This is a genomic window from uncultured Roseobacter sp. (assembly GCF_947501835.1).
GTDB lineage: Bacteria > Pseudomonadota > Alphaproteobacteria > Rhodobacterales > Rhodobacteraceae > Roseobacter.
On the sequence record NZ_CANMXR010000002.1, the window covers coordinates 16,764 to 40,380 of the forward strand.

23 protein-coding genes are annotated in these 23,617 nt (G+C 56.3%); 11 read left to right on the forward strand and 12 right to left on the reverse strand.

The genetic code is table 11. The annotated features are described in order from the left end of the window. The first annotated feature begins 14 nt into the window (after positions 1-14). Positions 15-905, forward strand: coding sequence for a LysR family transcriptional regulator (locus Q1A20_RS03975; RefSeq protein WP_299916044.1), 891 nt, complete (start codon positions 15-17; stop codon positions 903-905). 172 nt (positions 906-1,077) lie between these two features. Here the strand turns inward: Q1A20_RS03975 and Q1A20_RS03980 are convergent, their stop codons facing one another. Together Q1A20_RS03980 and Q1A20_RS03985 are read right to left on the reverse strand one after the other, a co-directional pair. Further along, a complete protein-coding gene (locus tag Q1A20_RS03980) occupies positions 1,078-1,521 on the reverse strand; it encodes a nuclear transport factor 2 family protein (protein ID WP_299401837.1) in 444 nt (147 codons plus the stop codon). Between the two features lie 72 nt (positions 1,522-1,593). Next, on the reverse strand, positions 1,594-2,379 hold the full coding sequence (locus Q1A20_RS03985; protein ID WP_299401835.1) for an SDR family oxidoreductase: 786 nt from the start codon (positions 2,377-2,379) through the stop codon (positions 1,594-1,596). 119 nt (positions 2,380-2,498) lie between these two features. On the opposite strand from Q1A20_RS03985, the gene Q1A20_RS03990 reads away from it, so the two are divergent. The 5 genes from Q1A20_RS03990 to Q1A20_RS04010 all read left to right on the forward strand — a co-directional run bounded on the left by Q1A20_RS03990 (position 2,499) and on the right by Q1A20_RS04010 (position 8,702). Further along, entirely contained in the window at positions 2,499-3,398 is a 900-nt protein-coding gene (locus Q1A20_RS03990; RefSeq protein ID WP_299401832.1) for a LysR family transcriptional regulator, read from the forward strand. A gap of 323 nt (positions 3,399-3,721) precedes the next feature. After that, entirely contained in the window at positions 3,722-4,468 is a 747-nt protein-coding gene (locus tag Q1A20_RS03995) for an ATP-grasp domain-containing protein (protein WP_299916047.1), read from the forward strand. A gap of 1,562 nt (positions 4,469-6,030) precedes the next feature. Beyond that, a complete protein-coding gene (locus Q1A20_RS04000) occupies positions 6,031-6,348 on the forward strand; it encodes a polymer-forming cytoskeletal protein (RefSeq protein ID WP_298969120.1) in 318 nt (105 codons plus the stop codon). Positions 6,349-6,766: 418 nt separating this feature from the next. After that, positions 6,767-7,321: a VPLPA-CTERM sorting domain-containing protein gene (locus Q1A20_RS04005; RefSeq protein ID WP_299401821.1), complete on the forward strand. Its 555-nt coding sequence runs from the start codon at positions 6,767-6,769 to the stop codon at positions 7,319-7,321. 571 nt (positions 7,322-7,892) lie between these two features. Continuing rightward, the gene (locus tag Q1A20_RS04010) at positions 7,893-8,702 is read left to right on the forward strand and encodes an ABC transporter substrate-binding protein (protein WP_299916049.1); all 810 of its coding nucleotides are present in this window, start codon (positions 7,893-7,895) and stop codon (positions 8,700-8,702) included. Positions 8,703-9,005: 303 nt separating this feature from the next. Here the strand turns inward: Q1A20_RS04010 and Q1A20_RS04015 are convergent, their stop codons facing one another. Continuing rightward, positions 9,006-10,259, reverse strand: a complete 1,254-nt coding sequence (locus Q1A20_RS04015) for a bifunctional diguanylate cyclase/phosphodiesterase (RefSeq protein ID WP_299401816.1) — start codon at positions 10,257-10,259, stop codon at positions 9,006-9,008. On the opposite strand from Q1A20_RS04015, the gene Q1A20_RS04020 reads away from it, so the two are divergent. Both Q1A20_RS04020 and Q1A20_RS04025 read left to right on the forward strand, forming a co-directional pair. Further along, the gene (locus Q1A20_RS04020; RefSeq protein WP_299401814.1) at positions 10,260-10,460 is read left to right on the forward strand and encodes a hypothetical protein; all 201 of its coding nucleotides are present in this window, start codon (positions 10,260-10,262) and stop codon (positions 10,458-10,460) included. Between the two features lie 150 nt (positions 10,461-10,610). Next, entirely contained in the window at positions 10,611-11,009 is a 399-nt protein-coding gene (locus Q1A20_RS04025; protein WP_299401812.1) for a hypothetical protein, read from the forward strand. Positions 11,010-11,119: 110 nt separating this feature from the next. Here the strand turns inward: Q1A20_RS04025 and Q1A20_RS04030 are convergent, their stop codons facing one another. Continuing rightward, positions 11,120-11,908, reverse strand: a complete 789-nt coding sequence (locus Q1A20_RS04030; RefSeq protein ID WP_299401810.1) for a glutathione S-transferase family protein — start codon at positions 11,906-11,908, stop codon at positions 11,120-11,122. A 229-nt stretch (positions 11,909-12,137) separates the two neighbouring features. Between Q1A20_RS04030 and Q1A20_RS04035 the strand changes: the two genes are divergently transcribed. Beyond that, a complete protein-coding gene (locus tag Q1A20_RS04035; RefSeq protein ID WP_299916053.1) occupies positions 12,138-13,862 on the forward strand; it encodes an adenosylcobalamin-dependent ribonucleoside-diphosphate reductase in 1,725 nt (574 codons plus the stop codon). Continuing rightward, positions 13,859-14,155 (forward strand): DUF1653 domain-containing protein, encoded by a 297-nt coding sequence (locus Q1A20_RS04040; RefSeq protein WP_299916055.1) that lies wholly within the window; start codon positions 13,859-13,861, stop codon positions 14,153-14,155. Before Q1A20_RS04035 ends, Q1A20_RS04040 begins: the two co-directional genes overlap by 4 nt. A gap of 44 nt (positions 14,156-14,199) precedes the next feature. Here the strand turns inward: Q1A20_RS04040 and Q1A20_RS04045 are convergent, their stop codons facing one another. The 7 genes from Q1A20_RS04045 to Q1A20_RS04075 all read right to left on the reverse strand — a co-directional run bounded on the left by Q1A20_RS04045 (position 14,200) and on the right by Q1A20_RS04075 (position 21,217). Continuing rightward, the gene (locus Q1A20_RS04045) at positions 14,200-14,988 is read right to left on the reverse strand and encodes an SDR family NAD(P)-dependent oxidoreductase (protein WP_299916057.1); all 789 of its coding nucleotides are present in this window, start codon (positions 14,986-14,988) and stop codon (positions 14,200-14,202) included. A gap of 116 nt (positions 14,989-15,104) precedes the next feature. Next, positions 15,105-15,806: a D-lyxose/D-mannose family sugar isomerase gene (locus tag Q1A20_RS04050; RefSeq protein ID WP_299916059.1), complete on the reverse strand. Its 702-nt coding sequence runs from the start codon at positions 15,804-15,806 to the stop codon at positions 15,105-15,107. Then, complete coding sequence (locus tag Q1A20_RS04055; protein ID WP_299916061.1) at positions 15,803-17,083, reverse strand: hypothetical protein; 1,281 nt, start codon at positions 17,081-17,083, stop codon at positions 15,803-15,805. The genes Q1A20_RS04050 and Q1A20_RS04055 overlap by 4 nt, the downstream gene beginning before the upstream one ends. A 3-nt stretch (positions 17,084-17,086) precedes the next feature. Beyond that, a complete protein-coding gene (locus tag Q1A20_RS04060) occupies positions 17,087-18,130 on the reverse strand; it encodes an ABC transporter ATP-binding protein (protein ID WP_298969103.1) in 1,044 nt (347 codons plus the stop codon). A 32-nt stretch (positions 18,131-18,162) separates the two neighbouring features. Then, positions 18,163-19,002 (reverse strand): carbohydrate ABC transporter permease, encoded by an 840-nt coding sequence (locus Q1A20_RS04065; protein ID WP_298969101.1) that lies wholly within the window; start codon positions 19,000-19,002, stop codon positions 18,163-18,165. Then, the gene (locus Q1A20_RS04070) at positions 18,999-19,844 is read right to left on the reverse strand and encodes a carbohydrate ABC transporter permease (RefSeq protein WP_299401794.1); all 846 of its coding nucleotides are present in this window, start codon (positions 19,842-19,844) and stop codon (positions 18,999-19,001) included. Before Q1A20_RS04070 ends, Q1A20_RS04065 begins: the two co-directional genes overlap by 4 nt. Before the next feature lie 104 nt (positions 19,845-19,948). After that, positions 19,949-21,217 carry an ABC transporter substrate-binding protein gene (locus tag Q1A20_RS04075; protein ID WP_299916063.1) on the reverse strand — a complete coding sequence of 423 codons (1,269 nt, stop codon included), beginning with the start codon at positions 21,215-21,217 and terminating at the stop codon, positions 19,949-19,951. A gap of 302 nt (positions 21,218-21,519) precedes the next feature. On the opposite strand from Q1A20_RS04075, the gene Q1A20_RS04080 reads away from it, so the two are divergent. Next, positions 21,520-22,533, forward strand: coding sequence for a LacI family DNA-binding transcriptional regulator (locus Q1A20_RS04080; protein ID WP_299916065.1), 1,014 nt, complete (start codon positions 21,520-21,522; stop codon positions 22,531-22,533). A gap of 21 nt (positions 22,534-22,554) precedes the next feature. On the opposite strand, the gene Q1A20_RS04085 is transcribed toward Q1A20_RS04080, so the two are convergent. Next, entirely contained in the window at positions 22,555-23,412 is an 858-nt protein-coding gene (locus Q1A20_RS04085; RefSeq protein ID WP_299916067.1) for an SDR family oxidoreductase, read from the reverse strand. Positions 23,413-23,617: the final 205 nt, after the last annotated feature.

Sequence of the window (23,617 nt, forward strand, 5' to 3'; positions counted from 1 at the left end):
GGCAGAGTTGAACCATGTCAGGGCTCAGGCGATATGAGTGTTTTGTGGCGGTCGCCGAGACGCTGCATTTTCGCAAAGCGGCCGAACAGGTCGCGATGACGCAGCCCGCGCTCAGTCAACAGATCGCCGCCCTGGAAAAATCGCTCGGAGCGAAGCTTTTTGAAAGAGACCGGCGCAAGGTCAGCCTGACAGAGGCAGGCAAAACCCTGTTGCCCGCCGCCAAAAACGCATTGGTGCAATTGCAGGCGGCAGAGGCTGAGATCAAGCGCCTGTCGGCGCAGGAGGACAACCTGCTGCGGATCGCATTTCTTGAGTACCTGAAGGTCCCGCATCTGAGCCAGATCCTGGGTGATCTGATGCAGAAACACACTGACATCGACGTGCAAATGTCAGAGCTGCATTCCGACGCTGTGCTGCATGCGCTTGTTGCCCGGGACATCGAGGTTGGTGTCGGCTTCCTGCCCCCGGACCATCCCGATCTTGCGGGGCGTGAGACCATGAGCGGCGTCTGGATGGCGGCGATCCCGGAGGACCACGCCTTGTCGCAGTTCGACGAGATTCCGCTGGACCGGCTCGCCGGCGACAGCGTGATCACCTTTGCCCGGCATCTCAACCCACCGCTCTACGACAAGGTGCTACGCCTGATGCAGTCCGCACACCCAGAGGCGCACATTGCCTATCACGTCTCCCAACCGTCAACAGGTCCGGAATATGTGCGCGATGGCTTGGGCTGTTTTCTGCATGCATCCTATGTCTTGCCCGATGTACCAGCGGGCTTGACGCGCCGACCTGTCAGTGGCTTCGATCCGATCTCCATCGGATTAATGTGGAGATCGGACCGGAAAACGAAGGCCGTTAAGGCCTTTCTGGACGTGCACAAGCATTGGATAGCGAGAAGCCGTTGACGCGCGCTCAGCAGTGGACCTAGCACCGGGTCACAATCGCGCGCCCGCGCGACGGTCATTCGCTCAATCCTGCGGCCTTTTCGACGATGTACCAGTTGCCTTCGTTCCAGGTGATGGTATGGACTATCTTGGTGATCTTCCAGCCATCATCCGTGCGGACAAGCCAATTGTCTTAGTACCCGATCATGGTCTGCACCGGGCCGCCCCTTGCGTTTGGCAAGTGGTGCTGGGCGTGCAGCATTGAAAGGACGTAAGCGCTGTCCCCCTCAACCGTGATCGTCAGCGGCATCGCAATGTGCTGTGTGCCATTCAGATTGGCAAAGAAGGGCCGAACCGCGCCGACCCAATCGTCGGCCGCCATGGTCTGCAGTCCGCCGCCAAGCGAGGCGGTGAAGTCCATCTGGATTTCGTCGGTGAAGACCGAGCGGTGCAGTTCCCAGTCCTGCATGTCAAACGCGAGGCCGTAGTTGGTGATGACCTGACGGATTTCTTCACGGTCCAGCAGAACTTGCAACTTGGTGTCGGTGCAGCTGGTTGGGTCGACGATGGCGGCATGTTGTGCAGCGACAAGGGTCGGCAGCAGCGTTGCAGCTATGAGTGTGGCAATGCGTTTCATTTTATATCTCCTTCAGGGATGTGTCTTCAGCCCGGTGCGATCATCCGCGCCGGGCTGATTGTCCGCTGCGCTTTACCGCGCGAGGAACCCGCCATTGATGAACAGCGTCTGCGCGGTCACCCACTTGCTGCTGCTGGAGGCGAGGAAGTCAATCAAGGGCACGATGTCCGTGATCTCACCCAGGCGTCCGGCGACACTCATGTTACTGAGATAGGCCGTCGATTGCTCGTTTTCCTCGCCGTGGAAGAACGCGGTATTGATCGGACCCGGAGCCACAACGTTGACCGTCACACCATGGCTGCCGATTTCCTTGGCGAGCGCCCGCGTGAAGTCTTCGAGCGGCGCCTTGGAGCCTGCATAGACCCCATACATGCCTGTGGTCGCCCCCAGGAGGGTCGTGCCCATGTTGATGATCCGGCCACCGTCTTCGATGTGCTTGGCGGCTTCCAGTATCGTAAAGAAGGCCGCTTTGGTGTTGATCCCGAAGGCACGATCAAAATCCGCTTCGCTGATCTCGGCAAACGGCTTCTTGATCACCACGCCTGCGTTGTTGATCACGATATCGATCCGGCCAAAGGCGTCCTTTGCCTCGGCAAAGATTGCTTCGACGGCCTTCGGGTCGGACAGATCGCCCTTGGTGATCAGGGCGCGCGCGCCACCCTGTTGCACCAGACGCGCCGTTTCTTCCGCGTCGTTTGCCGAACTTTCCGAATGGTGGTGAACCACTACATCGGCGCCACGCTGCGAGAGCGAAACGGCAAAGGCGCGGCCCATATTGCGGGCGGATCCGGTGATCAAGGCGACCTTGCCTTCAAGGTCGCGGCCATAGGTCGGGGATGTAGTTGTGTCGGTTGTCATTTTCTTTCTTCATTTGGTTAGAAGCAAGATCATTCCTGCCTTGAAGAAGAAGATGGCGCGGGGAGTTTTATTCATGTAGATACATAAAAATCATTTACTACATGCGAAAAACGCAATTAATGATCGAAACGAACGAACAGCTTTTCCTGCGTGTCGTGGAAGCAGGCAGCCTCAAGGCCGCTGCCGAACAGGTGCATGCCGACCCCTCGGCGGTGAGCCGCAAGATTGCCGCCCTTGAAGACAGGCTGGGCGTGAAACTGCTGCATCGGTCAACCAAGCGCTCGACACCGACCGAGGCGGGCGCGCGATATTATGAGGGGATACGGGCGCTGATCGAACAGCAATCCGCCCTCGAAGCGCGCGTTGCGGGCTTGGTTGATACGCCCACGGGAAAACTGCGCGTGACCGCACCTGTCGATTTCGGGGCCGAGTTCGTCACCCCCGTTCTGAGCCAGCTACAAGAGCAGGCCCCGGATCTGAAAATTGAACTGCTGCTTGGCAGCACGTTTTCGGACCTCGTGGAACAAAACATCGACGTGGCCATCCGTATCGGGCGCCTGCCGGATTCCAGCCTAATTGCCCGGCGGCTTGGATCGGTAACAAGAGTTATCGTTGCGTCCAAAGACTATGTCAAAAGACATGGCGTGCCGGAAACGCCGGACCAGGCACAAACGCACCCGTTCATCATCTATCGACCGGAACAGAACAACACCGTCATCAAGATGCGCCAGAACGGAAAACAAGCCACAATGCAGATGTCAGGCAACCTCACGGTGAACAGTGTGTCGGCGATCCGAAAGCTCGTATGTGCGGGCAAGGGTTTGCATCTGGGTCCCACTTGGGTGTTCAAAGACGGTTTGAACGATGGATCGTTGGTTCAGGTGCTGTCTGAATTCGAGTTGGACGCTTTTCCGCTTCACGCGTTGTATGTTCCTAGCAGCTATGTACCTGCCAAAGTTAGGGCATTCATTGATTTCATGAAAAAGTCGGTTCGTTCCAAGGCTGCGATTTCTGAGTGACCACCGTAAAGATTGGCACATCCAAAAGCGGTTGTTAAATCCATCCAACTGAACGTCAGGTTTGTTCCGCGTCGCCGCCATCGTGCTAGTCAGATGCTGCGCTTTAGCTAACGGCAGCTTCGTCCTGCGTTGCCGACATCGGGAGATGAAACATCGGGACTCAATGTCTGCGGTGAGCCCTTACCTACCGAGATCATGCGCTGCTCGGAAATCTGCTGTTGAGCATTTGCCCGAATGGTGTTCTCTAGGTGCGCAGAAAGATTGTCAGAATTGAGCACAGATACATGCAATGGGTACTTCAGGACTTTGAGGACACCCGGAAGATGGCTAACGCACTTGATCGGCTCGAAATTCCGTACACATGGCACAAAGTTGTTCCTTTCGTAGGTGAACTGACACCCGCTCCGATTGTTAGTGACCCAGACGCTGTGGTCATGTTCGGTTCCTATACCCTATGGCGATACGCACAGGCCAATGGCCTGAAGCCCGGCGTCTTCAAGATAAGGCCTTTTGTTCATGAAGCACCGTGGCACCCGTTCCTTCTTAACGGCGCGGATGCGCTTTTCTTAGCATTGCGAGATGTTCCCGAGCGCCTTATCGATGACGGGACATACTGGTTCTTGCGTCCAGTAGAAGACAGCAAAGAAGAGCCGGGAAACGTAAAGTCTACTGGTGAAATCATTGATTTGGCTAACAAGGTGCTCGCGCTTGAAGAACACGAAATTCCTAAAGGTTCACTTCGTCACGATACTGAATTGATGTTCACCAAACCCGTTCGCATCTTTAAAGAATGGCGACTTTGGGCGATAAGAGATGAGATTGTCACGTACTCTCTCTATAAAGTGGGCGCGCGCGTCGTTTACCGACACGAAATTGATGAGGACGCTTTAGAATTTGCCAAGCGATTGGTGGAGGCCAACCCAAGTTACGCGCCCGCCTATGTTATCGACATCTGTCGCACCGAGGATGGATTGAAGATGCTTGAAGCGAATTGCATCAATGCCGCCGGCTTTTATGAAGCCGACCTAGTGAAGCTGGCATCGTCAATCGATGAGCTTACAGTTAGCTAGTGTTAGAAGCTGACATTCACACGCAAGCGCAGCGAAAAGGCGCTTTCTCCGGCCCACCAGCATTTAGCTTGGCGTTAACACTGGTGTCAGCGAGATGTCCAAATGAATGTTTGGAAAGGCTGCATCTATCCAGATCCGCAAATACCTAACAAACGGCAAGGATACGTGCGTGCTGATAGCGAAGCCGAAGCGCAGGCTTTGGTTGGCATGGACCACGCCCACTTGTTCCCGCAGCAATGCATGTGGCCGGGAAGCGCAGATGAGTGGGTTTGCTGGAGCAACTAGGCGGTGGAGTTGTGCTGCTTCTGCCTATGATCGCTAAAGTCCGCACCGAACCCATAGCGAAGTGTCCAAATCTTGCTGCACGCACTCGCAAAAGAATTCTTGTTGCACTGCGGTAACAAATTTATCTGCAACGCGGCTGAAATGGCAGCCATTCGGGCTGTGTGCTTCATTCAATCGAGGCAAGCGCGATCTCTCAAAGATTCTGAAATGGGGTGTTAAGGATCGATCCGACTAGATCCCACGTTCCAACAAAGCTCCCTTGTGAACGCACGAAGACCTCACGCCAGCCAACTTCGCAAGACACTTCACGCTTAGATGAAAACGATATCGCATAAGTTCAGGTGAAAAATGAAAAAGACCATTTTAGTTGCATCATTTGCAGCTCTGACCAAAACTGGCTGTACCGTACACCCAACATTCTCAGCTAGTCAGGAAGAGCCGGTCGTAGACTCTTGCATGCAAGAAGTCCAAGCCCTTGGAACTTACTCAATTTCACCCGGCCAAGCCACTTCTAGCAGTAATCCCGAAGATGCGCTCCCACGCGCACGGCCAGTCGAAAAGCTTGGTGGAACGGCTCACGGTGCAGCGGCTATCAACTCTTGCATCAAGTGTCTTGCCGGACTCTGAACCGTTCGTCAGCTGAATATCGGACTGGAATGGCAGCTCTGTACGCGCTGCTGCCCGAAAACTCATGTATGAAATCTTTGAAGGCAGTTTCTGCTTGCTGGCGACCAATTCTTGCAAGGCCATTCGTGACAGACGACGCAGGAATCTCAGGCACATCTCTTTCAATCCTCGCCAAGCGTACGTTGGCTAAGAATGACATTCACACCGTGACTGAGTTGCGGCTCAGGGGTGTTTCTTTTCGGCCCACATGAATTTCTGCGAACTTGTGAGTTTCGCCTGTATACATATGGTTAGGTGGTCGAAAGTGTAGCAATTTTTCTCATATTGTCAGCTAGTTACGTTTCTTTCGATTGGAGAGGGTCAAAAATTGCACTCTTATGCGTTACTGACACCAACTGCCAAACGACACGTGATTTTTTCTTTGCGACAGGCTTTTCCTCTTTTGAACCAATCTCGCGTCTAGGTAAGTTACTAGCTATCAAAGGGGCGCTGCCACCGACGAAGGTAACCAACCGTGCAGCCATTCCCGCTGACCTGGTTCACGGCTTTTGGCGGCCTTTTGCTCAGAGCACAGCTCATTTCCAAGCGACCTGTGCTTAACATTGCCCACAATCTACTGTCGCTGAGATTGCCATATAAAGGAACTCAAAGTGGCTAGCTCAATCATTCAAAGTGAACTGACGATAAAGGGTAACATCAAGTCAAATGAAGGAAGCGTGGAAATAAAAGGCAACGTTTTAGGGGACGTAACTGCCACCGCGGTTGTTATCAACTCAGGTGGAGCAATCGAGGGCGCGGTGTCTGCGAAGACTATCGTTATCGAAGGTAAACACAAAGGCAGCCTGAATTGCGATGATGTCACGTTTGCATCGACATCTAGCGTTCAGGCCGATGTAAAAGCCGAGACGATGACCACCGAGAGTGGCGCGAAGGTCTTGGGAAAAGTCGAAATTACCGGCACAGGCTAGATCCCCTCGGCGGCTAAGGGTACGCTATCGTGGGCAGCATGGTTGACGCGCTGGCGCTGCCGGGCCGTACGGACGCCCTTGCTATCCCCCGGGTGCGTAAGATGCCGCTGGATGCTGCGCTTAACGCGTCTTTTTGGAATTGAGTTGCGAACTGATCTCTGTTTGACAGCGGTAAAGTGCAGATTCCCAAGTGCGTCGCGACTAACGGACCCATACTGGAAAACCACACCATAGCTTTGATCTGATGCTGATAGAACCAGACTTAAACAGGCCTCGCATGCTCCATATCGGACAAAAATGGTGATATTTCGGACAAATTCGCCACCGACAATCGACACGGCGCCCGAGATGGCACCTCTATGTAGCTGCGCTAAGCACCATAGATACGGCCTCGGTCATCCAATTTTGGGACAAAATCATGTACAAATCCGCCCTAGCAACGGCAACCGCAATATTCATTGCGTCGTCTGCCAATGCCACTACTTACAACGTCGACTTTACCGCCGGTGACATTTCTGTCGGCGGCTTCATCACAACCGACGGCACGCTGGGAGCGGTCGATGGCGTTGATGAGTTCCTAGATTTTAGCTTGAACGTATCGGTTCCGGGCTTTGATTTCACGTTTGTCGGTCCGAATTACGACTTTGTGCGCGGGGCGGGTTCGCCGTGGATTCTGACGGAGGACAAACTGGTCTTCGATTTTTCCGCGAGCGCGCCAGGCTTCATTGGCGGCTTTAGAAATGATGATGATACAGAAGCGATCTATTTCTGTATTGATGGGCTTTGCAGCTTCGACACGGGGGTCTTGACGGGGATTTTGGTGAACGTACCGGGGACGACTCTATCTGAGTTTGAACTGAGTGGCTCGTTCGTCGTAGCAAAGGTGCCTGAAGTGCCACTGCCCGCGACGCTCCCGCTTCTGATTGCCGGGCTGGGTGGCCTTGTGCTTGTGCGTAGACACGCCAGGGTCTGAGCGACCTCAAACCTTTAGGAGTTCTGTTAAACTCAACCGGTTGCATTGCGCGTGGCGTTAAGCCGATGTGCGGGCGAAGGTGTTAGCAACCTCGATTTGACCTCGCAACTACCAGCGGCGGTTACGCAGGAAACGACCTCATGTCGAACCACGCAAAATGCGGCCGTCTGGATTGGTCTGCTCGCAGCACATAATTTTGTAAACTTGGCCACAGCTTCGGATAAGCACTGCGTGGAGCGCCTCGAACTCGACACTCCACGCGCGTCTAAGAGGCGTCTTAGTACCCGTATGGCTCCCGTCCCACGCTCACCCTCCACAATCTTGCTAAACTCTGTCTGCGCGTTCGAGGCAACGCTTGAGCATATGGTGAACTGGCGGGGGTATGGCGTGCCAAATATTGAAGCAGACGCACCTGATACAGGCGAAAGATCGATCACATAAACGAGCCTGAGTCTCCAAAACCCGACCGCCCCAATGCTCAATATCTTCTGACGTTGGAGAACAAGTTCTGGGAATGCAGAAAATGCGGTATACGAGACCATCAAAGTCAGACATGCCTTTGGACACTGACTTGGAGGGCAAGATAATCAAGCACGACTCAAAAAATGCCCGGGCACGGCACTTCTTTTTCCTTCTGCTCTTTGCCGCGACAACCATATCGGCTGGAACAAGGGTAGCAGCCGAGGACGTTTCTGTTTGGGTTTATCACAACTTTCCGCCCTACATTGTGAACGCAATCGAAAGGGAGGGCATTAGCTATGATTTGGTCCGGTTGCTGACCGAAATGTCGGACGGACGTTTTCAGTTCAATGTAGAAGTACTCCCGAGGCCAAGGCTGGAAAAACGCTTCATGTCCGGAGACCCGGGAATTGTGCTGTGGGTGAACCATGTTTGGTTCGGAGACCCGGACAGAACCCGGTTTCTTTGGACCAACCCAATCCTTACGGACAAAAATGTTATCGTCTCACCAAAGGGGGCGTCATTCCAGTATGAAGGGCCGCAATCGCTTCACGGCATGACCCTGATTGGGGTCAGAGGTCATAGCTATACGGAAGTCGACGGATTGGTGGAAGAAGGCCTTGTCAACCGAATTGATCTGAATGCTGAAGGCCAGTTGATGCGTTTCGTCGCCAGCGGTCGGGGTCAGGTCGCGATTATTGCTAACTCAGCGGCGCGCTACTTTGTCAGAGAGCTGGATTTGAGTGATGCGATTCACTTTTCAAAACAGCCTCACTCCACCTATCAACGATACATTATGGTCCAACCGCACTTAGAGTCCCTGCATGAATTCCTCCAAGAGGCCATATTGCGATTGAAGCTTTCTGAAGAATGGACCGAAAGTGTACAGAAATACGGTTTGAGTGCGGCGCCGCGCCCATAAACAGCCACGTTCCGTTTTGACGCTAAACATGGCTCCAAGACGACAAATATAGCAGTCCATATGGACTCCTTTTGAACCATGAGGCAGCCGTCAATTTAGTAAAAGTCCCGCCTGAACGGATAGCTTAGGTGCTCTTGTCAAAAGACCTGGAGCAATTCCGACTTTGTTAGAGGCACATAAAAACCTTCATGATAAAGCGGATCCGCCCTTGATCACTTCAGCATTACGCTACTCATCGGTCTACGGAGGTTGGAGCTTGTTGGCCCGAGGTGACTTTTCATGACCTCGCTCAATTTTTACTCTTCAGGGAATGATAATACGATCATTTTTACCATCAGTCAGCCCCATGGCATCCAGCTCTGCGATGACGCCCATAAGCTCGCGGCTTTCCACGGGTTGCGACAGATAATACCCTTGAACCTGATCGCAATCGTGCTTGCAAAGCCAATCGAGTTGGTCACTTGTTTCAACGCCTTCGGCGACGATCGTCGCACCAATCTGTTTCGTCAATGTGAGGATGAGGCTGATAATAGGCCCTGACGTTGGAAGCTGGGCGATAAACGACTGATCGATCTTGAGGCAATTCAATGGAAAGCGCGAGATATAGGACAGATTGGAATAGCCAGTTCCGAAATCGTCAATTGCAATTCGATATCCCATTTGTGAGATGGCTTGCAGTTTCTCCGCTATAAGATCGTGATCACCAATCAATACGTTTTCGGTGATCTCCAATTCGATTTTTCCCCTCGGAAAATCCGGGCGCTCGGCAAATGATGCCAGAGATTGCAGCAGTCTTTTGTCGTCGAATTGGCGCGGCGAAATATTGATCGAAAGCTCGATATAACAATCATTTTGATGCCATGAAATAGCTTCAGCGCAGGCCATTTCCAGGATCATCTGTCCAAGATCCTCGATCATCCCTGTCTCTTCGCAAATCGGGATGAAATCTGCTGGCATAATCAAGCCGCGATCCGGATTTTGCCAGCGGACAAGCGCTTCGACTGACACGACCTTGCTGCTTTTCAGGCTGAAACGCGGCTGATAGTGCAGCGTGAATTCGCGATTTTCGATGGCCCGCTTCAGCTCAATTTCGACCATATCGCGCGCTTTTGCTTCAGCGCCCATTTCGTCACTGAAGAAAGTCGCGCGATTGCGCCCGGTTTGCTTGGATGCATAAAGCGCGATGTCTGCCTCGCGCATGATGGCCGTGTAATTGGCGGATGAAGGCACGAAGAGCGCGACCCCCATGCTCACCGTTGCGCTCACCCGGGTGGCATCGTGACAGATCGGCTTGGAGATGGCGGCGCGCAGATCTTCAAGTTTTGCGGCAAGCTCCAGTTCGGAGGGAATATCCTCGAGAACGATAACGAATTCGTCCCCACCCAACCGCACGAACGTGTCCGTTCTCCGAATTGTTGCGAAAACCCGTTCAGAAATCTCCTTGAGAACAACGTCTCCCATCTCATGGCCAAGGCGGTCGTTGATCTGCTTGAAGCGGTCGATGTCAAAGCACAAAAGTGCGCAGCGCTCGGTTTGATATTCTGCAAGCGTCGCCATGTGCTGCTGCAGATAGGATCGATTGTAGCACCCCGTGAGCTGATCACGGTCCGCGAGATACCGCGCTTTGTCGCGCGCGATTTTGAGTTCGCTCACATCGATGGCCGTCAGCAGGATTGCCGGATTACCGGTCACCGCATCCGAGCATCGTTTGACGGTCAGATCGTGCCAACGCGGGCCTATCCCGGTGTTGACCTTTGAGACCATGCGATGCTCGCCCGATGTCTCCAATTCGCCAACCATCTTGTCATAGTCGGATGGATCAACAAACTTCTCCGCGATACTTTGCTGCGCGTGTGTCGCTGTATTGCGGGCGGCCGGGTTCATATAAATGGGTGGCCCGCTCGCGTCATGCAGAGCGATCATGACATCCGTGTGCAGCAAGGCTTCCGCGCTGCGCAGGTTGTCTGGTTCGTCTTCCGCACCGCCGACAACCTCGCATTGCATGGCCATCCGGCCATCGGCAAGGCGATAGCCACGATAGATGACCATAACGCTTGTGGGTGTGCCGTTCGGATAAAGCGTCCACATCTCGCTAAAGCTTGCGTCGCGCTCAATGAAGTCGATCTGATATTGTTTCAAACGCTTGGCAACGGTCGGCGACATATCTTTGGACAGGTCGCGGCTGCGCAAGTCTTCTTCACTTTTTGCCTGCCACAAGGTGCATGCCGATGCGTTGGCAAAAAGAATGCACGAATTGTCCACATCGTAGATCCAGACAGCGGCTTTCAACCGCTGTGCTGCGATTAACACCTCGTCGGACGTATCTGTCGGTGTTGCCGCCAGACGTGGCGACGACACCGCAGCGCCATGATCTATTTTTTCGTTGCGCATTGAACCATTGCTCCAGCAACGATGTCTTAGGCAGCCTTGCTTTCGGCCTGTCCCAATTCAGCGAGCGGACGAAACCCTTTTGTCTGGGCAACAGAATTCACCCAATGCGCAATCGCCGGATAGTCAGCCATGCGAAGCCCTGCTTCTTCGAGGACATGCACGTATCCGAAGGTGGCAATGTCCGCGATTGAATAGCCGGTATCCAACATGAATTCACGGTTCTCCAGATGCGCATCCAACCGAGACAGTCCAATATCGGCCGAAGCCTGCCAGGTTTTGATGTCGGCAGCTCGCGCTTCACGCTGGTCTGGCAAAATGGTTGTGAAAAACCGTGCCGGGGAAATGAAGGGCTCAAGCTTGGATTGTTCGAAATACATCCACTGAAGCGCCTCGGCGCGCGCCTCGCGGGTCGCGGGCATCAGGTAGCTCCCTTCGGCAAGATACCAAAGCATCGCATTGCTTTCACCGATGCCCTGTCCGGTATCCGTTTGCAGATGCGGAACAACGCCAAGCGGATTGATCGCGAGATATTCTGGTGATTTCTGCTCACCTCTCAAAACATCGATCAGCACCACCTCAAAAGGGTGGCCAAGTTGATGCATGGCTAGCCATGGCTTGAAGCAATTACCGGACCCCAGACACGCATAAAGTTTTGTCACGAGACTTCCCTTCTCTTTTAACTTTTCCCCTCTGGTTAAGAAATTGCCGTTAACGCGGTCTGAATTTCTGGCCCAAACCAATTTCGAATACGTACTAAATTGGCGCGGTCTTGGGTCCGCCTGACCGTAACGATCCACCGCCGAGGAGAAATGCAACCTGGAGCTGTGCTGAGTAAGGTCATACGCGTAATCCGACCCTGATTTTCTTAACGCACCCCCGAAAAATTCGTTAACGCAGCCCGTTTGATGAAACTTTCGGCATTGATAATGACCGTTAACCAAATTTTAAGTGTCTGAAAATATTTTTCTCTTGGTTAACAAATAGTTAATCGGTTATGCGAGTTGCCAGTTAGTGAGTTTAATTCGAACAAAACAGTGAGATTCGATGTTAAGTTATCCAGAAACCATCCTGTCACCCGCATCTTTCGACCAGCCTATTTCGGAACAGATTTGGCGCTCCAAATACCAGTACATCACTGGTGGCAAGGAGCGGGATATCACCGTCAACGACACATGGCTGCGCGTCGCGAACAGCCTTGCTCAACCTGAAAAGCCCAGCGACCGGCAAAACGTTTCGCTGGCCTTCTATCAGGCGATGGAGGGTTTCAAATTGCTGCCCGCCGGTCGCATTCTCGCAGGCAGCGGAACACATCGAAATGTCACCCTGGCCAATACCTTCGTGATGCGCGCGATTCCCGATTCGGTTGAAGGCATCATGGACACGGTAAAAGACGCGGCCCTGACCATGCAGATGGGCGGCGGGATCGGGTTTGATTTTTCCACCCTTCGGCCGAAGGGCACGCTGGTCAGCGGTCTTGATTGTCCGGCGGCAGGTCCGCTGGCGGCCATGGATATCTGCAACACGGTCTGCGGGATGCTGGTCACCGGCATGGGGCGCGGCGCAATGATGGCAACCATCCGCGTCGACCACCCGGATATCGAAGCTTTCATCACCGCAAAAGCCAATCCCCTGCGACTGCGGAATTTCAACACATCCGTGATGATCACGGACAGTTTCATGGCCGCGGTTGAGGAAAATGCCGACTGGGATTTGATCTGGGACGGCAAGCCGGTCCGCAGCGTCAAGGCGCGCGATATCTGGGAAAAGATCATGTCGCGCACTTATAGCGCGGCAGAACCCGGGGTGCTGTTCATTGATCGGATCAACGCCGCGAACCCCTTGGGGTATCTGGAACATCTCTCCTCCACCAACTCTTGTGCGGAACAACCGCTGCCTCCCAACGGCACCTGCCCTCTGGCCTCGATCAATCTGGCGCGACTGGTGTCCGGTCCGTTCAGTTCGAAAGCCACGTTTGATCTGGAAGAATTGCGCCGGTTGGTCACGGTCGCCGTGCGCATGCTGGACAACGTCATCGATGTGTCGCGATTTGCCGTCGAGGCGCAGCGGCGCGAGGCCCAGGCCAAGCGGCGCATCGGCGTTGGCGTCACCGGCGTTGCCGATGCGCTGATCATGATGGGTGTGCGCTACGGCACCCCTTCGGCTGTGCGGCAGGTCGGGTCCTGGCTGCAGACCATCCAGAACGCCGCATATCTTGCCTCCGCAGAACTCGCGGCGGTGCGTGGCGCGTTCCCGCTCTATGACGCAGAGCAACACCTGCAACGGGCCGGCATCCAGGCACTTGATCCACATGTCCGTGATGCCATTGCAAATCACGGCCTGCGCAATGGCGTGTTGACCACCATCGCCCCGACAGGGACGACGTCAATGTATGGCGGCAACGTATCCTCCGGGATCGAACCTGTTTTTGCGACGTCTTACACCCGCAAGATCACCCGCCCGGACGGTACCAAAAGCGAAGAGCTGATCCAGGACTACGCGGTCTGGCTCTACTACCGGATGTTCGGGAAATCCGCGCCGCTGACCGATGCATTTGTGACCGCGCAGGACCTGCGCCCGGCCGATCACATCCGCATGCAAGCCGTGGCACAGCGCTGGGTGGATAGTGGCATATCCAAGACGGTGAATTGTCCGGAAGACATTCCGTTCGCGGTCTTCGAAGACGTCTACAGACAGGCCTTCGACTCCGGCTGCAAGGGGTGTACGACCTATCGACCAAACCCTGTTACAGGATCGATTCTGTCCGCATGAAGCTGATGACAAATCTGGCGCGGGTATTTCGAAGAAATGACCCCGGCACCCCCGCGCCTGACCCTTCACAACCGGGCGGCCCTTCACCGTCACCTGACGCAAACTGGGTGCCAACCCACAGGCACCGCAAGGGTGGGCTCTACCGGGTCGTCGGACACGGGATATTGGAAGCGGATCGCACGCAAGCGGTCATCTATGATGATGCTGAAGGCACCGTCTGGATCCGTTCCGCCGCGGAATTCGCTGACGGGCGTTTTGAAAGCCTGGGACCAGAAACCGATACGGCACTCTGAGCGCGCGGCAGGCATCTTCACCGCGCGATCCATGCGGGTCCGTGCTAGATCAATCGTGCCAGCGTCTTTTCGATCCCCTGCATCACCATTCCAACGTGATCACGATCCGAAGCCGCTGCATTTGGCGGACCAAACTGACCGGCATCATTGTCAAAATACCTGCCGGACGCGGTAGCAAAGCTTGGATCAAGCGCCGCCTTACAGAGGATTTCGGCACCGATGCTCAAATCGCTCCCAGCAATCCCGAATCCTTCCTTGACCATCTTTGAGGCCAGCAAGGAGCCCGGGTTTACGGCAACAACCACAGGGCCCTCGCCGAGCTCCTTGGCAAGCTCCTGCGTCCAGATCGTGATCGCGAGCTTGCTTTGCGCATAGGCGGCCATGTCATCAAGCATCATCTGACCGGCCAAGGCATCACCGTCGATGCGCGCCTGCGCCGCGGAAGACAGGTTCACGATGCGGCCATCCTTGGGGATGATCGGCAACAGGCGGCGGGCCAGATGATAGGGTGCGAGCGTGTTGACGACAAAGCGGATGTCCAACCCCTCCGCCGTCTGTGTTTCGGGCGCCTTCAGAACGCCAGCGTTGTTGATCAAGACGTCCAGCTTTTCGTGACGTTGTAGAATCGCCACCGCCATGGCGTCGACCTCATCCATCCGCGACAGATCGGCCACATAGCTTTCAGTAGCGCCGTCGACCTGCGCGGCAGCAGTCGCCAGCTTGGCCGCGCTTCGGCCGTGCAACAGGATGGTATGCCCTTCGGATGCAAGCAATTGCGCGGTCAGCAAACCGATCCCGTCGGTTGATCCGGTGATGAGGATGGTCTTGGACATGTGGGATCCTTTCGATGGGCGCTAGTGCGCCTGTGCTTGTAGCTCTCCCAGAGATCGCTGCAAGACTTTCGGCCCGATTTGATCTTTAAAGAAGAACACCAGAGCCGCCAACGCGATTAGCCTGGAGATCCACCGCCCAGCCAACTGCGATAGTCACTGACCAGCAGATGCGTTGGCGCGACATCTTCTTCGACCTCGGCAAAACGGCCGATGGGATCGCGAAAGATATTATCCGTCTCATCGTCATTCACGGTCGAGACCTCGCCAATCAACACGTCGCCGCCCTCGCCCCAGAACGCATGCCAATCCCCAGGCATCAGTGTCACGCTTTCCCCCGGCGCGAAGGCAAGTTTCTCGCCCGGGGCATAAACACGCTCGATACCATCACACCAGACGGTACCGCCACGATCCTCGGCGAATTTGCCGTCATCGTCGGATCCGAAAAGCTCGATCACCAGCGTTGCACCGCCGCGATTGATGATGTCCTCGGCTTTGATCACATGGGTATGCATCGGGCTCAGCTGATCCTGTTTGGAGATCAGCAGTTTTTCCGCATAACACATGCCACCCCCGCGCTGCAGATCGGCCAGCCGCCCGTTGCGCAATGTGAAGAGAAAGAGACCCATCTCGTCATAACGCCCGGCACCATAATCGGTGATGTCCCACCCGCAGCGGGCCGCGATCACCTGACGTGCGTCATCGCGGCGGACGTGGAATTCATCCGGGGTCCATCTGGCAAAAGGCGGCAGGACAAAGCCGTATGAGCGGATCATCTCATCCGCTTCGGCCATGATGTCGTTGATGCGTGAGCGTTTCATGCAGCCTCGTGGGTTTGCAGAATTTCTATGACCATGGCCGCCGTCCAGGTGAATTGTGCCCCCCCGCAGGGCGCGCCCGTGGTCGGGTCGTAGTACTCCGCAAATCCGCTTTTCTCAATGAGGCGCACGCAGTCCGACATGATTTTGTCGACAATCGCAGTTTGGCCCGCCTGTTTCATCCCATCGGCAATCATGTAGTTCACGATCAACCAGGCAGGACCCCGCCAGTACCGCAAACCATCAAAATCAGGGGCGGTGGGATCATGACTGGGGACAAGGAAATCACAGCTTTTTGCAAGGGTATCAATCCGCTGGGCAAGGGCCCTCGCCCGATCCGCCGGGATCGCGGCAAAGGTCGCCAGAATGCCGCCGATGGACGGGCTGTCGATCAGGGTGCCAAGCGTCCGATCCTCGCAGAGATATTGACCATGTGCATCGCTCCAAAGCGTCTCCATGGCCGCAATGCCCTTTGCCGCCATCGCGCGGGATTGATCCGCGATCTCAGGCTCGCCCAGACGATCCGCAAGATCGGCAAGATCGCTGCAGGACCGGGTGAGGATCGCATTGAAACCCGGATCCACCACGCGAAACGGCGAGGCGTCGTGCAATTGCGTATTGTCCCAGCCCAGGCTGCGGAATTTTTCGACCAGCCAGATGTAGCGTTTGTATTGCGCGTCGGTGGGGCGGTGTGCAGGGTTGGCATGACTGGTATCGCGTCGGGTGAAAGGGGCAACGCCTTCGATTGGGACGCGTTCGAACGCGCGATCCCAATCCACCGAATTGTCGCGCCCGGATTCCCAGGGATGAATGATCGCAACCAGCCCAGTCTCCTGAGGGTCGCGCGCGCGAAAGAACCATTTATGCCAGGCGTGGATCTTCGGCAAAAGCGCGGTGGCGCGCAGGGTCGCCAGCGTTTTATCCTGCGCCCTGTCGAAAATCCGGCGCACGGCAAAGCCGGTCACGGGTGGTTGTGTGATTCCGGATGTGGGCACGTCACGCCCGGTTTGCCACACCTCCGGGCCGGGAAAATACCCCTCATCCGGTTGGTGAAAGATGATATGGGGCACCATACCATCCTCCCATTGATGGGCAAAAAGCGTATCGATCTCCGTCCAGGCGCGGGCTTCGTCAAAATGCGCGAAACCGATAGCGCTGAGCGCGCTGTCCCAGTTCCACTGGAACGGATAGAGCCCATGCGTCGGCACCGTATAGGTGCCCCGGTCGTTCAACCGCAGCACCTCTTTCGCCTGATTGGCCATGTCGTTTCTGCTGGCCATGGCTCAAGCCACCGCGAGCGTGGTTTCGGGATCAAACCACCGCACCCGATCAGGCAGCGGCGCCAGCGTCAACGTCTCCCCGGTGCGCACGGTCATATCGCTGTCGAGCACGGCGCGGAACATGTGACCCTCCACCTCGCAAGTCACCAGAAGATGCGCCCCCAACGGCTCCACGACCTTGGCGGTTGCGGCCAGCCCGCTTTCCGCAAGCTGCATGTCTTCGGGCCGAATGGCGAATTGCAGCGGCCCTGGGCCGGTGTTCGGACCCTCGACGACCTGTCCCGCCACGGACCATTTTCCTGCGCCCACAGGAGTTGCCTTGAGGAAATTCATTGGCGGGTTGCCGATGAAACCGGCAACAAATTCCGCGGCCGGGTTGCGGTAAACCTCGATGGGCGAGGCCGCCTGTACGATCTTGCCTTCATGCATGACGCTGATCCGGTCGGCCATACTCATGGCTTCGACCTGATCGTGGGTCACATAGATCGCGGTGGTCTTGCTTTCGGCCAGAACGCCCTTGAGTTCGGCGCGCATTTCCATCCGCAACAGCGCATCGAGGTTAGAGAGCGGTTCGTCCATCAGGATCACATCCGGCTCCATCGCCAGCGCGCGGGCGACGGCCACACGTTGCCGCTGACCACCTGACAACTCGCCCGAATAACGTTTGAGCAGCTGTTCGATGTGCATCAAGGTCGCCGTGCGCTCAACCCGGCGTGTCACCTCCTCATCCGGCAGTTTCTGCATCCGCAGGCCGAAACCGATGTTTTCGAATACGGTCATATGCGGGAAAACCGCGTAGTTCTGGAAGACCATGGAAATGCCCCGATCCTTGGGCGAGAGGTGATCCACCCGGCGCCCGCCGATCCAGACTTCACCGGTCGATGCCGTCTCAAGCCCCGCGATGATGCGCAACAGCGTGGATTTACCACAACCGGATGCGCCCAGCAAAACCATGAACTCCTGATCTGCGATGGTCAGGTTGATGTCGTGCAACGCCTGGTAATCTCCGAAGCGTTTGGCGACGTTTTTGATCTGAATTTCAGCCATATCTGTGTTCCTTTATATCTGTCGCATACCGCTCAGCGGTTGGCGATGCCCCACATGGCAAAGAGGTATTTACGCACGGCGAAGATGAAGATCAGCGCGGGCACAACGAGGATGAAGCCGCCTGCAAACTTCAGGTGCAGCGGTGAGGTGTCGAGGTTCTGCAGCAGGAAGGCGGTGAGCGTGCGGTTCTCGATGGTCAGCACCGCCGCCGCAAAAACCTCGTTCCAGGAGATCACGAAGGCAAAGATCGCCGAAGCGGTGATCCCCGGCAGGATCAGCGGCAGCACCACCTTGGTAAAGGCCGTGATCCGCGTGCAACCCAGGGTCCAGGCGGCCTCCTCAAGTTCCAGCGGAATGCCGGAGAAGAGCGAAAAGGTGATCAGCACCGCGAAGGGGATCGCCAGTGTCGTGTGCACCAGCGCCAGACCAAACACCGTATCATCGAGCCCGGTGCGGATGAACATCACCGCCAAGGGCAGCGCCAGCAGCGGCAGGGGAAAGGCGCGGGTCAGCAGGATCAGCAGCCGGAAAAGCTCCTTGCCGCGGAACTCGAACCGCGACAGCGCGTAGCCCGCGGGCGCGCCGATCAGGATCGACAGCACCATGGTGATGCCCGCCACCAGCACCGAGTTCTTGAGCGCCGTGAGCATGCCCGCGAAATTGGCGAAGAAGGTGAGCGAGCCCAGGTCAAACTCCGGAAAGAACGGTTTGGGAAAACTGTTCACGGTATCCGGCGACGACAGGGTGTTGATCAGCAGAAAGTAGATCGGGACCAGCACCCAAGCGCAGAGCAGGACGACGGCAGAGACATAGACGTAACGGCCTGTCTTGCGGGTATCGCCAGAGGTGTCGACAATCGCAGCATCGGTCATATCGAAGCTCCTTTCGGAACGCGCAGGATGCGCAGGATGATCAGGGTGAAGCCGATGGAGATCGCGAGGATGATCAGCGCCATCGCCGCAGCCGCACCGCTGTTGAGAAGGTCGAACTGATAGGCATAGGTCTCGCCCATCAAAACCGGGAAGAGCGTGCCGCCCAGGGCTGCCACCACAGCGAAGATCTCAAAGGCCAGAATGACCCGCAGCACCAGCGCGGTTTGCAGCGAGGGTCGCAGCATCGGCAATGTGATGCGGATGAAGCGTTTCCAGGGAGAGGCTCCAAAGACTTCGGCGGCCTCGTAATATTCCTTGGGGATCAGACCGATGCCCGCCACGAGGATCACCAGCATGATCGCCGTTGCCCGCCAGATCTCCGCCAGGGCGATGGCCAAAAAGACGATGCCCGGGTTCTGGTAGCTCAGCAGGTTCACCGGCTTGTCCACCACGCCAAGACCATTCATCATTGTGTTGAGAAAGCCGGATTGCTCGAAGATCGCCAGCCAGATGATCCCGGCAGCAAGATCCGAAATGCCCAGCGGAATGGTCCAGACATAGAGCACAAGATCGCGCCCTTTCTGCATGCGGGTGACCATCGTGGCCATCAAGAGCGCCAGCGCCACCTGCACCGGCACCACGGCAACCGCCAGCAGCATCGTATTCTTCAGCGAGATCGGAAATTTCCAGTAGGTCACAACATCGCGGAAGTTATCCATCGAAAAACCAGCGCCGGTGCTGAAGGCCTGTTTTGCCACCAAAACAAACGGATAAAGGAAAAACAGGCAAAGAAACAACGTGACCGGTGCAATCAGGACGTAAGGCAAAAGCCGAGCGTTCATCGGATCGCTCCTTTCATAGCGCAGCGCGCGCATGTGAAATCAGGGGAGGAGGTGTATCCGGGCCGCATGCGAGCCCGGATACCGGGAGGGGTGCAATTGCGGCCTTATTCGACCGGGCAGGCACCTTCGGATGGGGCGTCGGGCGCCCAGCAGGGTGCGCCGGTCTCGTTCATGATCGCGGCAAGCTTGCCCTTCTGATCATCGAGCACGGCGCGGATGTCCTGGCGCGCCAGAATGATGCGCTCAAACGAGTCCACGAAGACCCGGTTGAAATCACCACCCTTATCGCCGAGACCGGCGGGCAGCAGACCCGGGTTGGCATCCGGGGAACCGCTCATCTTGGCGACAGCCGCACCAGCCGCCTGAACAGAGGTCGGCAGATCCGCCGGAAGCTCCACATCGATGACCGGGAAGAAGTTGGTCGCCCGCAATGTCGCGATCTGTGTTTCCGGTTTCAACATGTGCGCAACCAGCGATTTGGCGGCATCCATATCCGGCGCGGTACGCGGGATCGCCACACCGGCCAGCACCGGCATAAAGCCACGGCCCGCAGGACCGGCTGGAGCCGGGAAGGCCACGAAATCATCCGGGCGCTCGTTGAAGGCCTGCGCCAGGCGCGATGTGTGGTCAAACACGATCCACGCGTCGCCCGACAGGAGCTGTTCCTGCAGGAACGAGAAGTTGGTCGAGGCCGGGTTGGTATGCTCCCAAAGCTCGCGGAATTTCTCCCAAGCCACGACGGCTTCATCAGATGCAAAAGTCCGCACGACGCCGTTGGTGTAAGAGGGATAGAGATAGCCCTGGAAAAACCGATGCTTCAGACCCTTGGGTCCGGCAGGAAAGCCGAATTTGGGCTCGCCCGTCGCTTCGTGTACATTGGCGGCCCAGGCAATCAACTCGTCATAGGACAGCGCGTCGATATCGGCACCGTCAGGCAGATATTGCAAAGCCTCCTTGTTCGCCGCCATGATATAGCTGGCCTGCATCCACGGGATATACTGCATCCCATCGGTGCCCAGTTTGGCGAGGCTGTTGAAGGTGCCGCTGGCCGACGCAAGGCCCAATTCATCGAGATCTACAAGATCATCGGGGTTCATGGCCGAGAAATCACCATGCAGCGCGCCCAGCAGGCCAATGGTGCCCGACCCGGCCTGAAGCTCCGCCTGAAGCCGTGTCAGCCAAGGTCCGCCATCATTGGGCTGGTAGTCAACGTTTTGATCTGCCGCGCCCAGCACCTGTTCGCGCATGGCCTGCGCCTCTTCCACCGGTTTGGCCTGTGTCGACCAAAAGAGCACATCGGCTTGCGACACGCTGGCCGACAGGGCGAGCGCGATGCCGGTGGCTGCACCGGCGATTTTCGTATGTAGGGTCATTGGTTTCCTCCCGTAGCTGATTTTGGAGCCGAATGCGTTGTCGGCGCCCATCATATCCACGGCCGTAGCTTTGCCTCGGGGTCGGGGCTCAGGCCACGTCCGTCACCGGGTCAGCCATCCTCACGTATTACGAGAACGACTCAACCGATGGTCGCCATCATGATATAACGATATATCTTTAGTCAAATGATTTTTTCGTTCCTATTGGGCTCATCTTTGCGGTTTTGGGAGATTTGCCTTGATTCCTTTGGCCTACACCGACAAAATCAGGCATAACGTTACATCACCAAAACGGAGTTTCGATGGCAGGCAAGCCGACCCTTGGGAGCGTCGCAAAGGAGGCGGGCGTTTCGATTCCCACCGTGAGTCAGGTGATGCGTGGGACTGGCCGAATTTCCGAACAGACCCGCAGAAAGGTGCTTCAGGCGGCCAAGAAACTGCATTATGTGCCGGACTCGCGTGCCGCCGCCATGCGATCCGGTGAAAATCGCGAGATTGGCTTTGTCATCAATCAGATTTCCAACCCGTTTAATGCCGAAGTTATCTTTGGCGTCAGTGATTTGCTCGAAGCAGACGGATACCTCGTCTCCGTTCTGGACGCGCGCGACGATACCGAGCGCCAGGGACGGCACCTCGAAGCCTTCATCCGCAACGGCCGTGGCGGGCTGCTTTGGCTGCCGGCGCTGGATACACCCGCGGAAACCTTCTCACTGCTCAGGGCACATAGTATCCCGGTCGTGACCTTCCTGCGCCGTACCGAAATGGGCGGGTTCGATCACGTCGGCATTCGAAATGCCGAAGCGACGGTTTGTGCAACACGGCACCTTGTCGAACGGGGACATCGCCACATTGCCTATCTTGGCGGCGATATCATGACGAGTGTTCGCCGGGAGCGTATCGACGGGTACACCACGGCGCTTGCAGCGGCCAACCTCGGTCCGCCGATCATCTGGGATTGTCAGGACAACAAACTGGCTGGTCTGATGGCGATGCAGGCGCTCCGTCTGGCCCACCCCAACGTGACGGGGGTGGTGTGCAACGGCGACACGGTGGCCCTTGGCGCTTGTCTGGCCTTGCAGCGCGACGGTCTGGTGCCGGGCGAGGCGCTGTCTATCGTCGGTTTCGATGATATTCAGGATGCCGCGGTCGCGACCCCGCCCCTGACAACGATGGCCGTTTCCCCTTACGAGCTCGGGCGCAGATTGGCCCGTGTCCTGTTGGAACGTATCCGCGAACCAAACGCGCCGGTGACCACCTCTGAAATCTCGGCAGAACTGGTCGTACGCAGCACAACAGGGTCCGTTGCATCCGATTGATGCAGGCTGTTGCTCGACCCGCTAGCTCAGGAACTCCTGAATCACACGCGCCCGCTGTTGCTGCCCATCCGGATCTAGCCCGGTTTTCAGCGACGCAAAGTCTTCCGCCCATTTCGACGTACGCATGCGAATGGGCGGTTCATCCGCGTTGATGCATGTCATCATGACATCCGCGACCTCGTCCGGCGTCTGATAAATGTCTGACCCGGCCTGACGGTTTTGCGCACCGCCGATGTATTTTTGCAAAATCGGCAGGTATTCATCCTCCAGCATCCCCCCGGTTTGCTGGACATGTTCCAGAACATTCGCCGCGAATTCTGTGCTGATGCCCCCTGGCTCAACCACGGAAAAATGGATGCCAAAAGGCGCGGTGACATAGGTCGCCAGGGCCTCCATGTAGCCTTCGACCGCAAATTTCGCCGCGCAATAGATTTCATTGAACGGCTGCCCAACCAATCCGCCCACCGAAGAAACCGTAAGGATATGCCCGCTACGCTGCTGGCGCATGTGCGGCAAAACGGCCTTCGTGCACCGAACGACGCCCCTGAAGTTTACATCCATGACCCAGTCAATATCTTCCTCACTGGCCTGTTCAGTTGTGCGCACGTACCCGGCGCCCGCATTGTTGATCAAGAGGTCGATACACCCTTCTTTTTGTATGACCGCATCGACCGCAGTGTTGATCGACGCCGTGTCCTGAACATCCAAAGGCAATACGTCGAGAGCAACGCCTGCGGCGGTGGCCGCGGCGTCCAGCGCATCGCGCTTTTTCAAGTTCCGCATTGTGGCATAGACTTTGTGGCCAGCCTGAGCTGCCTTTACCGAGATACTGATCCCCAGCCCTGTGGACGTGCCAGTGACGATTACAACTTTGGACATCTATGTGTTCCTGTTCCGTGGGTTGGGGTCTGAAATCATGCGCGCAAAGAAACTGTCTGGCCTCAGCGCCTGAAGCAGTGGGCTTTCGCCAAAACCGAGTTCGATGCAGACTATTCAGATTTTAAATGAGCATGCACTCACAAATTGCTCGTGATTGTATTGGCAAGTCAACATAGTTTCCCAACGGAAGATGCCTCAGCGCAGA

Coding starts and splice junctions, on each gene's coding strand:
- Q1A20_RS03975 (WP_299916044.1), top strand. CDS start 15: ATGTCAGGGCTCAGGCGATATGAGTGTTTTGTGGCGGTCGCCGAGACG.
- Q1A20_RS03980 (WP_299401837.1), bottom strand. CDS start 1,521: ATGAAACGCATTGCCACACTCATAGCTGCAACGCTGCTGCCGACCCTT.
- Q1A20_RS03985 (WP_299401835.1), bottom strand. CDS start 2,379: ATGACAACCGACACAACTACATCCCCGACCTATGGCCGCGACCTTGAA.
- Q1A20_RS03990 (WP_299401832.1), top strand. CDS start 2,499: ATGATCGAAACGAACGAACAGCTTTTCCTGCGTGTCGTGGAAGCAGGC.
- Q1A20_RS03995 (WP_299916047.1), top strand. CDS start 3,722: ATGGCTAACGCACTTGATCGGCTCGAAATTCCGTACACATGGCACAAA.
- Q1A20_RS04005 (WP_299401821.1), top strand. CDS start 6,767: ATGTACAAATCCGCCCTAGCAACGGCAACCGCAATATTCATTGCGTCG.
- Q1A20_RS04015 (WP_299401816.1), bottom strand. CDS start 10,259: ATGGCGACGCTTGCAGAATATCAAACCGAGCGCTGCGCACTTTTGTGC.
- Q1A20_RS04025 (WP_299401812.1), top strand. CDS start 10,611: ATGCAGAGCGATCATGACATCCGTGTGCAGCAAGGCTTCCGCGCTGCG.
- Q1A20_RS04035 (WP_299916053.1), top strand. CDS start 12,138: ATGTTAAGTTATCCAGAAACCATCCTGTCACCCGCATCTTTCGACCAG.
- Q1A20_RS04040 (WP_299916055.1), top strand. CDS start 13,859: ATGAAGCTGATGACAAATCTGGCGCGGGTATTTCGAAGAAATGACCCC.
- Q1A20_RS04045 (WP_299916057.1), bottom strand. CDS start 14,988: ATGTCCAAGACCATCCTCATCACCGGATCAACCGACGGGATCGGTTTG.
- Q1A20_RS04050 (WP_299916059.1), bottom strand. CDS start 15,806: ATGAAACGCTCACGCATCAACGACATCATGGCCGAAGCGGATGAGATG.
- Q1A20_RS04055 (WP_299916061.1), bottom strand. CDS start 17,083: ATGGCCAGCAGAAACGACATGGCCAATCAGGCGAAAGAGGTGCTGCGG.
- Q1A20_RS04060 (WP_298969103.1), bottom strand. CDS start 18,130: ATGGCTGAAATTCAGATCAAAAACGTCGCCAAACGCTTCGGAGATTAC.
- Q1A20_RS04065 (WP_298969101.1), bottom strand. CDS start 19,002: ATGACCGATGCTGCGATTGTCGACACCTCTGGCGATACCCGCAAGACA.
- Q1A20_RS04070 (WP_299401794.1), bottom strand. CDS start 19,844: ATGAACGCTCGGCTTTTGCCTTACGTCCTGATTGCACCGGTCACGTTG.
- Q1A20_RS04075 (WP_299916063.1), bottom strand. CDS start 21,217: ATGACCCTACATACGAAAATCGCCGGTGCAGCCACCGGCATCGCGCTC.
- Q1A20_RS04080 (WP_299916065.1), top strand. CDS start 21,520: ATGGCAGGCAAGCCGACCCTTGGGAGCGTCGCAAAGGAGGCGGGCGTT.
- Q1A20_RS04085 (WP_299916067.1), bottom strand. CDS start 23,412: ATGTCCAAAGTTGTAATCGTCACTGGCACGTCCACAGGGCTGGGGATC.